Origin of the sequence: Leifsonia shinshuensis, assembly GCF_031456835.1 — a bacterium.
GTDB lineage: Bacteria > Actinomycetota > Actinomycetes > Actinomycetales > Microbacteriaceae > Leifsonia > Leifsonia shinshuensis_C.
Map to the genome: position 1 here is coordinate 3590050 of NZ_JAVDVK010000001.1, position 16607 is coordinate 3606656.

Annotated in this window: 10 protein-coding genes; all 10 read left to right on the forward strand. The window is 68.9% G+C overall.

Going from position 1 to position 16607, the window contains the following annotated elements:
* Window positions 1–15 precede the first annotated feature (15 nt).
* The 10 genes from J2W45_RS17555 to J2W45_RS17600 all read left to right on the forward strand — a co-directional run bounded on the left by J2W45_RS17555 (window position 16) and on the right by J2W45_RS17600 (window position 16606).
* On the forward strand, window positions 16–1635 hold the full coding sequence (locus J2W45_RS17555) for a D-alanyl-D-alanine carboxypeptidase/D-alanyl-D-alanine-endopeptidase (protein WP_310134468.1): 1620 nt from the start codon (window positions 16–18) through the stop codon (window positions 1633–1635).
* Between the two features lie 38 nt (window positions 1636–1673).
* Complete coding sequence (locus J2W45_RS17560; RefSeq protein ID WP_310134471.1) at window positions 1674–2249, forward strand: isochorismatase family protein; 576 nt, start codon at window positions 1674–1676, stop codon at window positions 2247–2249.
* Window positions 2250–2346: 97 nt separating this feature from the next.
* Window positions 2347–4548 (forward strand): MMPL family transporter, encoded by a 2202-nt coding sequence (locus J2W45_RS17565; protein ID WP_310134474.1) that lies wholly within the window; start codon window positions 2347–2349, stop codon window positions 4546–4548.
* A 58-nt stretch (window positions 4549–4606) separates the two neighbouring features.
* A complete protein-coding gene (locus J2W45_RS17570) occupies window positions 4607–5323 on the forward strand; it encodes an alpha/beta fold hydrolase (RefSeq protein ID WP_310134476.1) in 717 nt (238 codons plus the stop codon).
* Window positions 5324–5472: 149 nt separating this feature from the next.
* Window positions 5473–6081: a hypothetical protein gene (locus J2W45_RS17575; protein WP_310134478.1), complete on the forward strand. Its 609-nt coding sequence runs from the start codon at window positions 5473–5475 to the stop codon at window positions 6079–6081.
* Entirely contained in the window at window positions 6081–12314 is a 6234-nt protein-coding gene (locus J2W45_RS17580; protein WP_310134480.1) for an RHS repeat-associated core domain-containing protein, read from the forward strand. Before J2W45_RS17575 ends, J2W45_RS17580 begins: the two co-directional genes overlap by 1 nt.
* 30 nt (window positions 12315–12344) lie before the next feature.
* Entirely contained in the window at window positions 12345–13007 is a 663-nt protein-coding gene (locus tag J2W45_RS17585) for a hypothetical protein (RefSeq protein WP_310134482.1), read from the forward strand.
* Window positions 13008–13626: 619 nt separating this feature from the next.
* Window positions 13627–14154, forward strand: a complete 528-nt coding sequence (locus tag J2W45_RS17590; protein WP_310134484.1) for a hypothetical protein — start codon at window positions 13627–13629, stop codon at window positions 14152–14154.
* A 482-nt stretch (window positions 14155–14636) separates the two neighbouring features.
* Window positions 14637–15143 carry an Lrp/AsnC family transcriptional regulator gene (locus J2W45_RS17595; RefSeq protein ID WP_310134486.1) on the forward strand — a complete coding sequence of 169 codons (507 nt, stop codon included), beginning with the start codon at window positions 14637–14639 and terminating at the stop codon, window positions 15141–15143.
* Window positions 15143–16606 carry an NAD-dependent succinate-semialdehyde dehydrogenase gene (locus tag J2W45_RS17600; RefSeq protein WP_310134488.1) on the forward strand — a complete coding sequence of 488 codons (1464 nt, stop codon included), beginning with the start codon at window positions 15143–15145 and terminating at the stop codon, window positions 16604–16606. The genes J2W45_RS17595 and J2W45_RS17600 overlap by 1 nt, the downstream gene beginning before the upstream one ends.
* The last annotated feature ends 1 nt before the right edge of the window (window position 16607 follow it).

Here is a 16607-nt window from a genome sequence, read left to right on the forward strand (position 1 = left end):
GGGTAACATACCCGGATGCACGAATCGGACCAGCCGGACGTCGGGCCCGACCCGTCCACCACGCCGATCCCTCCCACTCCGCCCGCTGACAGCTCGGCTCTGCCCGCCCACAGCTCGGCCGCGTCGGAGCCGCCGACGACCACGGGGTCCGGTCGCCGCGCCGCCGCGCGGCCCGCGGGTGTCGCCGGATTCGGAGCGGGTGTGATGACGGCCATCCGCAAGCACCCGAAGACGTGGATCGCCGCGGCGGGAGCCGTCGCGTTCGTCCTGCTGGGCACCGGCAGCGTCGCGCTGGGCGCCACGATCGGGGCGCCCGCCGCCGCCGTCGGCATCGCGCCGACCGGCACGCCGACCCCCACGCGCACCGCGTCGGCCACGCCCACCCCGACGCCGACCGTCGATCCCGCGCGCCCGGTCCCCGCCAACCAGGCCGCGGCGACCCGCGTGCGCACCTGCTCGGTCGCAGGGCTGGCCGCCGACGGACGCCTCGGATCGCTGGAGGCGCAGGTCGTCAACGCGAAGACCGGCCAGACCCTCTTCGACCGCAACGGCGTGAAGCCGGGGCCGACGGCCTCGGTGCTGAAGACGCTCACGTCGGCCGCGGCGCTGGCGACCCTGGGGCCGGACTACCGCGTCCCCACGACCGTCGTCGCCGGCAGCACGCCGGGCCAGGTCGTGATCGTCGGCGGCGGAGACGTGACCCTGTCGCGCCTGCCCGCCGGACAGGCGTCCTTCTACACCGGAGCACCGAAGATCCAGGACCTCGCCAACCAGGTGAAGCAGGCGATGGGCGGCCAGCCGATCACCTCCATCGTCGTGGACGCGACCCTGTTCGGCGCCCCGTTCTGGCAGCCCAGCTGGGACGAGCGCGAGGAGCGCGTCGTCGAGGGTTCGACCCCGTACATGACGGCGCTGATGGTCGACGGCGACCGGGACGACCCGACGGCCGTCGAGTCGCCGCGGAGCACCGACCCGGTGTCGCGCGCGGTGCAGTACTTCCAGCAGTACCTCGGCACCAGCGTGGGAGTCAGCCAGGGGGTCGCCCCGGCCGGCGCGCGCCAGCTGGGCGTGGTGCAGTCGCAGCCGGTCACCACCCTGATCGACCAGGCCATGCGCGTCTCCGACAACACGATCATGGAGGAGCTGGCGCGCCTCGTCGCGATCAAGAACGGCGCGGGCAACACGTTCGACGCCCTGAACGCCGGCGTCCTCGCGGGCCTCAAGGGCTACGGGATCGACACCTCGGGCATCCACATCGCCGACGGTTCCGGGCTCAGCGCCGACAACGCGGTTCCGCCCTCGTACCTCACCCAGCTCTTCATCAAGGTGCTGAACCGCCAGAACGGGCTCGGCGTCGTCTACGACGGTCTGCCGGTCGCCGGGAAGTCGGGGACGCTCGGGCCGGGCTACAACCGCTTCACGGGGTCGAGCAGCGTCGCACGGGGCGCGGTGTTCGCGAAGACCGGCTGGATCGACCACGGGTACACGCTGTCCGGGATCGTGAACGCGGCGGACGGAACACCGCTCACGTTCGCCGTGTTCGCCCTGGGGAACGTCGGCGACAACGCCAAGCAGGCGATCGACAGCCTCGTCGCCGGGTTCTACAAGTGCGGAGACAATCTCTCCAACGGCTGAGCCGGACGGCCGGCCCTCGTGACGATCGGAAGGACAGCATGGGCAGGGCGCTCTTCGTCGTGGATGTGCAGAACGACTTCACCGAGGGAGGCGCGCTCGGGGTCACGGGAGGCGCCGCCGTCGCGCAGGCGATCAGCGACTACCTCGCGGCCAACGCGGACGACTACGACGTGATCGTGGCGAGCCGCGACTGGCACGACGGCGACAACGACAACGGCGGCCACTTCGCGGCGGACGGCGAGCCCGACTTCCAGAGCAGCTGGCCGGTGCACTGCGTCGCCGGCAGCGCCGGTGCGGACTACCACCCGGCGTTCGACACCTCGCGGGTCACCCACCACGTCCACAAGGGCCAGGGCGTTCCGGCCTACTCGCTGTTCGAGGGCCGCACCGGCTCGGGCGACACGGTACAGCAGGTGCTCGATCGTCACGGCATCGCCGAGGTGGATGTGGCGGGCATCGCGACCGACTACTGCGTGCGGGCGTCCGCCCTGGACGCGCTGGCCGACGGGCGGCGCGTCCGCGTGCTCCGACGGCTTGTCGCGGGGGTGGCACCGGAGACCTCGGACGCTGCTCTCGCGGAACTGGCTGCGGCGGGAGCCGAGCTCGTCGACTGAGCCCTGGTTCCACGCCGCACGGGCGAGGAGGGGCGTGGACGCCTTCCGCCGGTCAGGCTATCCTGATTGCTAGCTCATCTAGTAATCAGGAGGCGAAGTGTCGAGAAACGTCGGGGACCAGCAGAAGACGGTCCGCCCACCGGCCCGCTGGCTTCGCATCCTCATCCCCACGCTGCTCGTCCTCGTCTGGCTCGTGCTCGCCGGCCTCGGCGGACCGACGTTCGGCAAGCTCTCCGGCGTCTCGAGCAACGATCAGGCGGCCTTCCTGCCCGCGAGTGCTGAGTCGACCGAGGTCCAGGACTGGCAGAAGCGCTTCACCGACTCGGGGTCCATCCCGGCGATCGTTGTGGTGGAGTCCGAGACCGCGATCCCCAAGAGCGAGCTCGCCACGACCTACGCCGACCTCGGCACCAAGCTCGGCGAGGTGGAGGGCGTCCAGGCGCCGGCGGAGGGCGCGAGCACCAGCGTGGCGGGGCCCATCCCCTCCCAGGACGGTCTCGCGATCGAGTACATCGTCCCCATCTCCCACACGGACGAGGTGAAGACGGTCGTCGCCAACCTGCGCTCGGTGGTGGACCAGAACGTCCCGGAGGGCACGCAGGCCTGGGTGACCGGACCGGCCGGGCTCACCGCCGACCTCGTCAACGCCTTCGGCGGAATCGACGGCATCCTGCTCCTCGTCGCCGTCGCCGCCGTGTTCGTCATCCTGTTGCTGGTCTACCGGGCGTTGCTCCTGCCGTTCCTCGTGCTGTTCACGTCGATCTTCGCGCTGTGCGCCGCGATCCTGATCGTCTACCTGTTCGCGCTGTGGGGCTGGATCAAGCTGTCGGGCCAGAGCCAGGGCATCCTGTCCATCCTCGTGATCGGCGCCGCGACCGACTATTCGCTGCTGCTCGTCGCCCGGTACCGCGAGGCGCTGGAGCAGGAGGAATCGCGGTGGGTCGCCATCCTGCGCGCGTGGAAGGCGGCGCTCGAGCCGATCGTCGCCTCCGGTGCCACGGTCATTCTGGCCCTGCTCTGCCTGCTGTTCTCGGACCTGAACTCCAACAAGAGCCTCGGCCCGATCGCGGCGATCGGCATCGTGTTCTCCCTGCTCTCGGCGCTGACCCTGCTGCCTGCCCTGCTCGGCATCTTCGGGCGCGCCGCGTTCTGGCCGTTCCGTCCGGTCGTGGGCGGCAAGCCGCACCCGCGCGAGACCGGAGCGACGCTCGCCGGTCTCGAGGGTGTGCACGGACTCTGGAGGCGGATCGGCAGACTCATCGCCCGCCGTCCCCGGGTCACGTGGATCGTCTCCCTGGTCCTCCTCGCCGCCTGCGCTCTGGGGCTGACCCAGCTGAAGGCGAACGGCGTGCAGCAGACGGACGTCATCCTGTCGCAGTCGGACGCCGTGGACGGCCAGGCGGTTGTCGCGAAGCACTTCGATGCCGGGTCCGGATCTCCCGTCCTGATCGTCGCCCCCGAAGCACAGGGGGAAGCCGTGCTCGCTGCGACCAAGGAGGCCGACGGCATCGCCTCGGCCGACTTCTACACCGGCGGCGGGCGCCCTCAGCCCGGGGTGGAGGCGGAACCCGTCGTGAAGGACGGGCACGTGCTCATCCAGGCGACGCTCGCGGCGGAGCCGGACTCCGCCAAGGCCGAGGCGGTCGTCAAGGACCTGCGCAGCTCGCTGTCGACGGACGGCTCGGTGCTGGTGGGAGGCGTCACCGCGATCGCGCTGGACACGAACGAGACGGCGCAGAGCGACCTGGCCAGGATCATCCCGATCGTGCTCGCGGTGATCCTGGTGATCCTCATGCTGCTGTTGCGGTCCATCCTCGCGCCGGTGCTGCTCATCGGCAGCGTCGTGCTGTCGTACGCGGCCGCGCTCGGCGTCTCCGCCCTCGTCTTCAACGACGTCTTCGGGTTCCCGGGCGCCGACGCGGCCGTGCCGCTGTTCGGGTTCGTGTTCCTGGTCGCACTGGGAGTGGACTACAACATCTTCCTGATGACCCGGGTGCGGGAGGAGTCGCTGCGCATCGGGACGCGGCCCGGCATCCTGCGCGGGCTCGGCCTCACCGGCAGCGTCATCACGTCGGCCGGCGTCGTGCTGGCGGCGACGTTCGCGGCGCTCGCGGTGATCCCCATCCTGTTCCTGGTGCAGATCGCGTTCATCGTCGCGTTCGGTGTGCTGCTCGACACGGTGATCGTCCGGACGCTGCTGGTGCCGGCCGCCTCGTACGACATCGGGCGCGGGATCTGGTGGCCGTCGAAGCTGTGGAAGGACCGGACGCACGAGGCGCGCGCGGAGGTGTCGTCGTAGCGGCGCCGGCTCGCCGTCGGTGGCCGGTCCTCGGCGGCCGGCATGGCAGAGTGGCGTCATGACGCACATCCACGTCGACCGGCACCCCGGCCCCGCTCCGGTGCTGCTCGTGCACGGCTTCGCGACCACCGGCTCCCTCACCTGGGAGGCGACAGGATGGGTGGCGGCGCTCGCCGAGGCGGGCCGCGGAGCGATCGTGCCCGACCTGCGCGGGCACGGCGGAAGCGACGCGCCCCACGACCCCGACGCGTACTCGCCCGAGCTGCTCGCCCAGGACCTGCTCGCCGTGCTCGACGAGCAGGAGGTGGAGCAGGTGGATGCGATCGCCTACTCGATGGGCAGCTGGGTTTCGCTCGCGCTGGTGGAGCTCGCCCCGCACCGCATCCGCCGCCTCGTGGTCGGGGGAGTGGGGACGGTGGAGCAGTTCGCCCGCTGGGGCGTCTCCGCCGTGCAGGGGGCGCCGCGCGATGGGGTGGGCACCCTGGACTCGGCGAGCCCTCTGGCGCCGCTGCTCGCCTCGCTCCGTGAGGCGCCGGGCGTCGACCGCGAGGCCCTCGCGGCGTGCGCAGCGGGGATGGCGACCCACCCGCTCCCGCTCGCCAGCACCGTGCCGACGATGCTGGTGGTCGGCGAGGTGGACCCCGTGACCGAGGGCGCCGACGAGGCAGCCCGGCTGCTCGGCGCCGAACTGGTGGTGCTCCCCAAGCGGAACCACGTCACGACGCTGAGCGCGCGCGGCTTCAAGCAGGCGGCGGTGCCGTTCCTCACGGCGTGACGCGGGCGCGCGGAATGTCGCATTTCGCGTCATAGATAGCGACACTGCACGTCTTCCATGATGTGCACCGTCTCTCCGCCCCCTTTTTGTGCTTCGCGCGCTTCGTCATCGGAGCGGCCGCCGTGGTCGCGCTCTGCGTGGGTGCATTGGTGGCCTCTGCGGCTGCCGCCGAAGCTGCGAGCCTCCCGACCGCCGTCGCTCTGGCGGCGACCCCGTGTCCGGCGACCGCCGATGTGTCCGCGTGCGACGCGGACGCCGACACGATCCCGGACACCGTCGAACGCGCCGTCTGCGGATCGGGGACGTGCGCCACCGGACGTAAGGACCGCGACCACGACGGCGTCCCGGACTGGGTGGAGGTCCGGGCCTGCGGCACGAACACGTGCGCGTCGCCCACCACCGACTCGGTGCGCGACGGCATCCCCGACTTCGCACGGCGCATCGTCTGCGGATCGAACACCTGCTTCACGGGGAACGCCGACACGAACGACCACGGAGTCCCACGGTGGGCGTCCGTCGTCATCTGCGGCACCACGACGTGTGCCACCGGCCACGAGGACTACGACGCGGACGGCGTCTCGGATGCGATCCAGCTCGCCGCGTGCGTGATCGGCCGGGACGGGCTGGCCAGCACCGGGGCCACGATCGCCATCGGGCTGATCGCCGCCCTCGCTGCCGGGCTCGTGGCGGTCGGCCTGCTGCTCGCGCGCAGGCGCCACGTCTTCGCAGCGGCTCTCGATGCGGAGTCCGTCGCCTGATGCGTTCCGGCACAGTGCTCGGGGTCATCGCGACCATCGCGGTCGCGGCCGTCACGATCGTCGGCACCGCGACGCCCGCAGAGGCGTCGGCGTGGGAGAAGGCGAGACGTACGGCGGCGGCAACGCTCGCAGAGGTGCGCTCCGCGGCGGCGGTGTCGGAGGAGCGGGCAGCGACGCAGACGGACGCGCCCGAACCGGAAGCCGAGGGCACCGTCCGGCCGGATGCGGCATCCACCGTCTCGGCGAAGGATGCGGGCGTCTCCGTGACCTTCTCGGGCAACGACGTCGAGGAGGAACTGACCGTCGAGGTGGGCGAAGCGCCGAAGGACGCCCTGGTGTCGGCGCAGGCGGAGCGGCCGGGCGGGGGAATGCCCGTCTCCGATCCGGTACAGATCACCGCGGCCGATCGATCGGGAGCCCCGCACACGACGTTTCCCGCCAAGCGCATCCACACCCGCGGCGGAGGCAAGAAGGGGCCGATCGTCTCGGACGTCGTCCCGGGCGTCTCGCTCTCGCTGAAGCCCGATCTGGACGCCGTGAAGGCACAGGGTCTGGACGCCGCGTCGCTGAAGATCTACACCCGGGAGCGGGCGGGGGAGCCGTGGGTGGCGCTCCCGTCGTACTTCGACTCGCGGACGGGCACGGTGAAGGGCGAATCGACGCACCTCTCGCAGTTCGTCGTCATCGGCACCAAGTTCGTCCCGCCGCCCGGTCCGGTGGTCGTGCTCGACCCGGACAACGACGAAGGACACGTCTCCACGCCGGCTCCGCCCGTGACCGAACTCGGATACAACATCCGCCTGGCACAGCTGGTGCGCGGGGCCCTGCAGCAGAGTTGCCGGGCGACCGTAACGATCACCCGGGAGGACCCGGCAGTTCCCTTCATCAGCCGCACGACGCGCGCCGGCATCGCCGCCGCCGCGAATCCGGTGGCCACGCTCGGTATCGGCTTCAACACCTTTGACGGGGTCTCGTGGGGAGGCGCCGACCCGACCCTCGGGGGCTCGCAGGTCTACTCGCGAGGAGGGGCGGCTGACGACGCGCTCTCGAACTCGCTCGTCGGGAACCTGCCGACTTACACGACGCGTCCCGCGAAGAACATGGAGAACAACGGCAACTTCCCCGGTGACGAATTCGCAGCGGTCCCGGGAGCGCTGACGCACCTGGAAGCGCTCTTCCTGGACAACAACCTGGATCGCGCCTGGATCGACGGCGGATTCCCGCACATCGCCGACGGTGTGTTCACGGGTTTGGGCAAGTGGCTGGAGGCCCAGGGCTTCGACTGCACCGACCCGGTGACCGGTGGCTGGCCGTCACCGCCGTCCGCCGCCGAGATCGCGCGGCTGGCGCTTCTCGGACTGCACAACTACCTCACCTACGGCGGAGAGCCGTTCTCGTTCTCCACCGGCAACCTGGTGGAGCAGGAGAAGCTCTTCACGCTTCCCGGCCTCGGGGGGTCGTCCACCGATGTGACCCTGTTCTACAACTCCCAGGACGGCCGCTTGTCGCGCGTGGGCGCCGGCTGGTCCTTCGGGCTGGGAGCCCGAGCGCAACGCTTCAGCGACGGCAGCGTGATGGTGGTCCGCGCGGACGGCGCGAGCTTCGTCTTCACGGGGGACGGCCACGGCGGCTACCAGAGCGTCCCAGGGCTGCATCAGACGCTGACCGAGCAGCCCGGCGGCCGGCTGCTCCTGCGCGACGTCTCCGGCGAAGCCTGGGTCTTCGACGCGAGCGACATCGAGGGGATCGGCGAGCTCGTCTCGCACACCGACGCCCAGGGCAACACCACCACGCTGACGTACGGCGCGCCGGACCCCGACGTGCAGCAGTTCGTCCCCTTGACGTCGATCACGGTGCCGGGCGGCCAGGTGATCCAGGTCACGTCGGACGCGCTCGGGCGGGTGACCGCGTTCACGCGCCCCGGAGGCGACCGCTGGTCGCTCTCCTACGATGTCGCTGGCGACCTCACCACGGTCACCCTCCCGGATGGGCGGACGCACCGGTTCGGGTACGACTCGTCGCACCAGCTGCTCACGGCCGTCGACGCGACCGGCACGCAGTACCTGAAGAACCAGTACGACGCTTCGGGCCGGATCGTGAAGCAGTGGGATGCGACCGGCAAGCTGCGCTCACTCGACTATTCGAAGCCCGGGCAGACCACTTACACCGACACCCTCGGCCGGGTCAGTGTCTACTTCTACGACAGCGCCTTCCGCATCACGAAGGTGCAGCATCCCGACGGCACCACAGCGTCCTTCTCGTTCGACGCGCAGAACAACGTCACGAGCTCGACCGACGAGAACGCCCGGATCACGACGTACACGTACGACGGGTCGGGCAACATCCTCACCGAGAAGAAGCCGTCCGGTCAGGTCGTCGCCTACACGTACACGCCCACCGGTCAGCTGGCGACGAAGACGGACGCGGGCGGCCCGAAGGGAGCACCGCGCACGTGGGCGTACGACTACGACGCCGCCGGCCGCCTCGTCACCACCCATCAGCCCGACGGGACGACGGTCACCAACGTGTACGACGCCACGGGCAACATCCTCAAGACCGTCCAGCCATCGGGGGCGACGACGAGCTACGGCCACGACGCCGCCGGCAACATCACGGTCGTCACCGACCCGGTCGGCGCGGTGACCCGCTACGGCTACGACAGCGCCGGCCGGATCACGTCGAAGACCGATCCGAACGGTCGCACGACGACCTACGGCTGGGACAACGGCGACCGTGTCGTCGCGGTCACCGACCCGGCCGGTGCGGTGACCACGTACGGCTACGAACCGAACGACCATGTCGCCTCCGTCACCGACCCGAACGGTGCGACGAGCCAGTTCGCCTGGGACGCGCTCTTCCATCTGACGTCTGCCACGACCGCGACCGGTGGCACCACGTCGTACACCTACGACTCCGAGGACTCGCTGCTCGCGGAGAAGAACCCGCTCGGGTCGACGACCTCTTACGCCACCGACAGTCAGGACCGCGTCTCCACGGTCACCGATCCGAACGGCGGCGTGTGGAAGCGCACGTACGACGGCGTCGGCAACGTCACCGGCGTCACGTCGCCCAGCGGGGCCACCACGCGCTACCGGTACGACGCCGACGGCGCTCTGACGAGCCAGACGGACGCCACCGGCGCGGTCACCCGCTACCGCTACGACGCCGTCGGGCGGATGATCGCTCAGGTCGACCCGGACGGCGTCACGACGCGCTACGCCTACGACGTGATGGATCGGGTCATCCGGGTGACGGACGGGACGGGGAAGCACACCGACGTCACGTACGACGCCGACGGCAACGTGACCTCCGTCGTGAATCGTCGCGGCGATCCGACCACCTTCACCTACGACGCGGCCGGCCGGATGACCTCGACGACGACTCCGCTCGGCGAGAGGACCTCGTTCGCATACGACGCCGCCGGCAACCGCACGGCGGTGACCGACCCGCTCGGACGGACGACCACCACGACCTACACGGCCACCGGCCTTGTCGCGTCCACGACCGACCCGGCCGGCCACACCACCACGTACACGTACGACGCCGCCGGACGCCGCACCGGCGTCACCGACGCGAACGGCCACACGACTTCGACCGCTTATGACGCGGACGGTCGCCAGACCTCGCTCACCGATCCGACGGGCGCGGTGACGGCGTACGAGTACGACGCGGCGGGGCAACAGTCCGCCACGGTGACCCCGAACGGCAACCGGACGCAGTACGCGTATGACCCGGCAGGTCAGCTCACGAAGGTCGTCGAGGGGCACCGCGCCGGCGCGCCTGCGTCGTCCGACACCAACGTCGCGACCGCGTTCACGTATGACACCGATGGCAACCTCACCGCTGTGACCGACCCGAACGGACACATCACCCGTTACACCGTGGACCCCCTCGGCAGGACGACGAGCGAGACGAACGCCGTCGGCAACACGTCGCGTACCACCTACACGGCTGCCGGTCGCACGGCGTCCGTGGTCACCGGAACCGGTGCAACGACCGCCTACGGCTACGACAGGCGGGGCGACCTCATCCGTCAGGACGCCGCGGGAGCGATCGCGACCTTCGAGTACGACGGTGAGCAGAAGCTCATCGCCGTCACCGACCCCGGAGGAGTCACCGGCTTCACGTACGACAAGGACGGCCGCACGACGACCCAGATCGACCAGCAGGGCGGCAGGCTGCACACCGCCTACGACGCCGCAGGCCAGACCACCGGCGTGACCCTGCCCACCGGCCAGAAGCTGTCGTACACGTACGACCAGGCGGGCCGGGCGACCTCGCAGTCGTCTCCCTGGGGTTCGCTCAGTTACGAGTGGGATCCCGCGGGCAACCTCACGCGCCAGACCAGGTCGACGGGCGTCGCGACCGGCTACGCGTACGATGCCGCCGACCGCGTGACGACGATCTCCCACGTAACGCCCGAGCCTCCCGCGCCTGCGGCGCCGTCGCCCACTCCGACGCCCGCGCCCTACTCATCTCGCGATGCAGCGGCCGCGAAATGCTCCGGTGTGGCGGGCTACCTGGGCGCCCGGGCCACGGCGACTAATTCGGCCCCGCTGTGCGAGCGGACGGCGCCGTACCTGGCCGGTCGAACCGTGCCGACTCCGACGAACCCGGTCCCCGACGGCGGTGTCCTCTCCTACCGTTACACCTACGACGGCGACGGCAACGTCGCCTCCGCGACCCGGACGATCGCATCCGGTCAGAATCGCGTGGAGACGAACGACAGCGCGACGCCCACCGACCCGTTGTCCGTGAAGCAGTCGACCGTGTCGTACGCCTACGACGCGCTGGACCGCCTGACCGGGTCGACAGCCACCTCGGGCGAGAAGAACATCTACGGCTACGACGCGGCAGGCAACCGCACGAGCTGGTCACGTTCAGGCGCCAAGGACGGGAACTTCTCGCAGAAGGCGGTGTTCAGCGACGCGAACCAGCTGACCCGCTCCACGACGACCGGTCGCGGCCGTGGTGTGCCCGAGGGTGTCGCCTCGTACGCCTACGACGGTGCGGGCAACCGAGTGGACCAGGTCGTCGGCGGTGTGTCGACGCGGTTCGCGTACAACCCCGCCGGCCAGACCACTCAGGCGACGCGGGAGGGCCGCTCCACCTCGTACGGGTATGACGGCCTGGGTCGCCGCACGACGACCACGGACCACAGCCAGTACGGCACGACCACCACCCGCACGGCCTTCGACGGCCTGAGCCCGGTTCAGTCCAGCATCGCGGGAAAGGGCACGGAGACGCTGATCCGGGATGCAATCGGCGTACTGGTGGAACACGTCTCGCAGAACGGTGAGGCGACCTGGGACCTGTTGGACCGTCTCGGCTCGACGGTCGCCGGCGCCCGGGGCGCGTCGATCACCGAGCTGTCCTCCTACGAGGACTGGGGCGCCCAGCAGTTCGAGACCACCGGATGGTCGTCCCCGCTGAACTTCACCGGCGAGACCACCGACCCGACGCAGGGCCTGAACCACTATCACGCGCGCACATACGACCCCGCGGCGGCGAGCTGGACGAGCGCGGACCCGTGGCACGGCCTTCTGGCGCAGCCGCAGTCGCTGCACCGCTACGCCTACGTGGAGAACAATCCGGCGTCGGACGTGGATGTGCTGGGCTTCAAAGCCAAACAGCAACGGATGCCGCAATTGTTCCCCGGCTGGGGCGCCCTGCTTCCCCCGATCCCACCCGGCCTCACGAAGGCGCCCGCGACTTCATCCTCGCCAGGCGCAAAGCCGCCCGCCAATCCAGCGCCAACTCCACCTAGCGGGAAGAGCCCGGCGCCGAGCAAGCCCAAGCCGGTCGGTCCAAACTCCCAGAACGACGTTCAAGAGCGACACGACGAAGCGCGTGACAAAGCCGTAGCCTTCTGGAGCACCGCCTCGTTCTACTTGGGCATTATCGGCGGTGCCGCAGATGTTCTCTCGTTAGTCCTTCTATTCTCTCCCGGAGTTGGGCCTGCGGCCGCTGCGATCGCGAAATGGATTGGCTTGATAGCAAACGTCGCGTCGACGGCTATTTCTTGCATCCTTGCGGTTGCGGGCGAGTCGCCTGTCGGCTGCGTTGTGGGAGCGATCGGTTCAGTGCTGGGTATCGGTGCGAGTGCGTTCAGGGTCGCGATTGATGCGCTTCAAGATTCGGCGAGAGTTCTGGACAAAGCCCTCGCCGCCCTGGGTGTCCAGGTAGACCTAGTGGGATTCTTTGCCGGCCTCAGAGACCAGCTTCATGCGTGATTTGCTGCGCTTCCAATGCGAGAGGTTGAGATGAAACGCTCGTCAAATCTATGGATTCCACTCGCGCTTGGTGTTGTGGTGGTCGTCGTTGACGTCGTCGGAATAATGTTCAAAGGCGTCGCCGCAGGTGTTGACTCGGGGACCTTAGTCGTAGCAATTCCGTCGTGTCTTGCCATCGTGGTCGTGATTTGCGTGGCGGGACTGATGGCGACCGCACACTCGCGGGCTCTGAGGACGACCGCCCTTGCAACGATGTTCCCGGACGCTGTGATCGAGAATGTCAACGACCAGGTCGGGCGCCAACTCTATCACTTTCGCAGCCTGATCCGCGATCCCGTCTTGGTGGAAAGGCGCTATCTGGCTCGTTCGAGCCTGTCGATCGTCGTTACGGCCGACTCGATCCAGGGGTGGGTCGGGAGCAGACATCCCCGGCGCGCATTCCTGCTTCCGAAGTCTGCGATTGCCTCCGTTTCCCTTGGCGAAAGCGCGGCGACACCGATTGCGGTGAAGCCCGCGATGAAGGTTGTCCTCGACTTCGACGGCACGGTCGGCGATGTGTTTTTCATGTTCGGTGGTGGAAAGAGCCGAAACTCGTGGTCGCTCCTTAGCGAATCCCAAACACAGGGGGTCGTCCGAAAGGTGCAGCAGAAGCTCTCGCTCGCACAACAACGGGGCGCAAGTGAATCTAGTTGAAGAATCCGAACGAAGTCGCCTTCTCCGAGCTTCGCGCGCCTCATCGTCCGGGCAGCCGCTGTTGTCGCGCCTGATGGGCGGGGATCAGCTGACCACATGCATCATCGGAGTACTCCTAGCACTCGTTCCTCTCGCCGGAGGAGTGACTAAAGCACTCGTAACGGGATGGCTGAAGGATGCCGTTAAGGGTGTCGTTGATGCTCTCGGCGGTGTGGGGAGCGCCCTTGGGCTGGTGCTGAGCGGAGGTGATCTGTATCTCATCCGCGACAAGTAGTGACTCTTTCGATGGGCGGATCCTGCGGGGACCGACGGCTGACTCGCTTCGAGCGATTGGCCTCGCGTTCGCGTCGGCCTGCCTTGCGTTCCTAGTGGCCGGAGGTGTGGCGGTACTCGTGCGACTCCCCACCGTGATCCTCGTCTGGGTGCCCCTCGTGATGTTGGCGAGCGCGTTGGTTACAGCGATGTCGGTCGGTGCATTCTGTCTCCAGGTCTGGCGCGAATCGCGCGCTGGCTACACGACTCTCGCGGGCAGGCAGCGCCATCTGCCGTATATCGACGTCCGCTCGGGGAAGGTGCTTCGATCTGCGGGTTCCCCATTCTCCCCTCCGAGGAGGGACGCGTGACGAGTTACATCATCTGCGGCGGGGCGGGCTTCCTCATGCTGGTCGCCGCCGGTGTGGCAATCATCTTAAGGCTCGCGAAGGTCACGCTTCGGAAGCAGGTCCTTGCGATCTCAGGCAGGTTTCCGCAGGCGCTGTCGACATCTGCACAGGGGGCCCTAGTGACGTACTGGGCTTTGCGAAGAATCGCCGCGGTAGATCGAAGCCCGTATGGCAGAACGGGGTCCGTGTACTCCCTGGTGGCGAGCCGTGGCCACCTCACAATCGTTCGAGGTCGGGAGGCGAAAGTTTTAGCTGATTTCACCGCGGAGCAGGTCGCGGATGTTCGAGTCGATACAACATCGGTTTTGTTAGCTGACTACACCACCCTGTTCTTCGGCATTCGCGCAGGCGATCGGACGTTCGAGCTGCCCGTGCGTGTCAATGGGCCCATGGCCACCTCGCTACGCACGGCGTCGACGGAGTGGGCCAAAGCTCGAGGAGACGCGATCGTCAAAACGGTGCGAGGCGAAAGCGTCGGCACATGACAGCGTGCCGTCTTCGCTGAGGCGAATCAGCTCACCGGTGCTCAAAGTTCGGTTTCTCGGGCTGGCTGAGCTTCGCCGCATCGGTCGTTTGCCGCGGACCTAGATACTGAGTGGTTCCCCCTGAGAAAGGCAGCGGGCCATACGAAGAGTGCGACGCGCGTGGCGAGCGCCTCACCGCCGCAGCCGGAATCGCCGGAGCCTTCCTCCCGGGCTCATCGTGAGGACGAGATGCAAATGGAGAGACATGCCGTAGTGAGAGGCTGCGGGTAAACGGCCGCTTGCCATACCAAAGCGCATAGTCGTCCCGATTGCTGTGATTGCCATCGTTGCCGGCGTTGCTCTCATGGCGACCCGATAAACGAGACCACCGGGGGCGCCGCTGTAGCCGCACACCCTGCCCGCCCGTTCCTGAGAGCTTCGGTCAGCGTGCGCTTCGCGCGTACCGTGCGTCGTACGATGTGCGAGGACCGAAGGAGGGCCGCATGGTCGACAAGCTCGACGCCGAGCTGATCGCGTTGCTGGCCGCGGAGCCGCGGCTGGGCGTGTTCGAGGCGTCGCGGCGGCTAGGGGTCGCGCGCGGGACCGTTCAGGCGCGGCTGGACCGGCTGCAGCGGTCCGGCGTCGTGCGCGACTTCGCGCCCACCGTCGACACCGAGCAGCTCGGGTTCCCGGTGACGGGTTTCGTGACCGTCGAGCTCGCCTCGGGGGAGGAGGGCCGGGATGCGGCGATCGTCGAGCACCTGCGCCAGATCCCCGAGATCCTGGAGGTGCACCGCGTGACCGGGCCCGGGGACCTCATGGTCCGGGTGGCCGCGCGGTCCAACAGCGACCTGCAGCGCGTCATCGACCGCATCGGCGGCGACCGCGCGGTGGCGCGCACCACCACGGTGATCGCGCTGACCACCATGATCGACCACCGGACCGTGCCGCTCGTGCAGGCGGCCGTGGCACCGGACGACGACCGGACGAACGAGGAGGAACACGACTGATGGATGAGAAGGCTCTGCTGGAGCGCGTGCCGGACGGACTGTACATCGGCGGCGAGTGGACGACCGGATCGGCCGGCACGTTCCCCGTCTACGACCCGGCGACCGGCAACCGGATCGCCGAGATCGCGGACGCATCCCCCGAGGACGGCATCCGCGCGCTCGACGCGGCGGTCGCGGCCGCCGACGACTGGGCGGCCACGCCGGCCCGGCAGCGCGGCGAGATCCTGCGCCGCGCGTTCGACCTGCTGCAGGAGCGGCGCGACGAATTCGCGCTGCTGATGACGCTCGAGATGGGCAAGCCGCTCGCGGAGGCCAGCGGCGAGGTCACCTACGGCGGCGAGTTCCTGCGCTGGTTCTCCGAGGAGGCCGTGCGCATCACCGGGCGGTACGGCGCCAATCCGGAAGGCACCGGGCGGATGATCGTGTCGCAGCATCCCGTCGGTCCGTGCTTCCTCATCACGCCCTGGAACTTCCCGCTCGCGATGGCGACGCGCAAGATCGCGCCGGCGCTCGCCGCGGGCTGCACGGTCGTCATCAAGCCGGCCGAACTCACCCCGCTCACGACCCTCTACTTCGCGAAGCTCCTCGAGGATGCAGGCCTCCCGGGCGGTGTGCTCAACGTGGTCACGACGACGACCTCCGGCAAGGTGTCCGCACCGATCATCGCGGACCCGCGCCTCCGGAAGCTCTCGTTCACCGGCTCGACCGAGGTCGGCAGGAAGCTGCTGCAGCAGGCCTCCGAGAACGTGCTCCGCACCTCCATGGAACTCGGCGGCAACGCGCCCTTCGTGATCTTCGACGACGCGGACCTCGACAAGGCGGTCGACGGCGCCATGCTCGCCAAGTTCCGCAACATCGGCGAGGCCTGCACGGCCGCCAACCGGTTCATCGTGCACGAGGCGGTCGCCGACGAGTTCGCCCGGCGCGTGACCGAGCGGGTGAACGGCCTCAAGGTCGGACGCGGAACCGAGGAGGGCGTCACCATCGGCCCGCTCATCAACGAGGGCGCCATCGACAAGGCGTCCGAGCTGCTCCAGGATGCGGTCACCCGCGGCGCGTCCGTGCTCACCGGCGGTTCGCGCGTCGAGGGCACCGGCACGTTCTTCGAGCCGACAGTGGTGACGGACGTGCGCGCGGGCAGCGAGATCCTGCGGCAGGAGATCTTCGGGCCGGTCCTCTCGATCGTGCGGTTCTCCGACGAGGACGAGGCGGTGCGGCTCGCGAACGACACCGAGTACGGGCTCGTCTCGTACGTGTTCACCAAAGATCTGGCCCGGGGCCAGCGGATGATCGAACGGCTGGAGACCGGGATGATGGGCCTGAATGTCGGCGTCGTCTCCAACGCGGCGGCGCCGTTCGGCGGGGTCAAGCAGTCCGGGCTCGGACGCGAGGGCGGCTTCGAGGGCATCCACGAGTACCTCAACACCAAGTACACGCTCACGCCGAACCCGTTCGGAGCCTGAC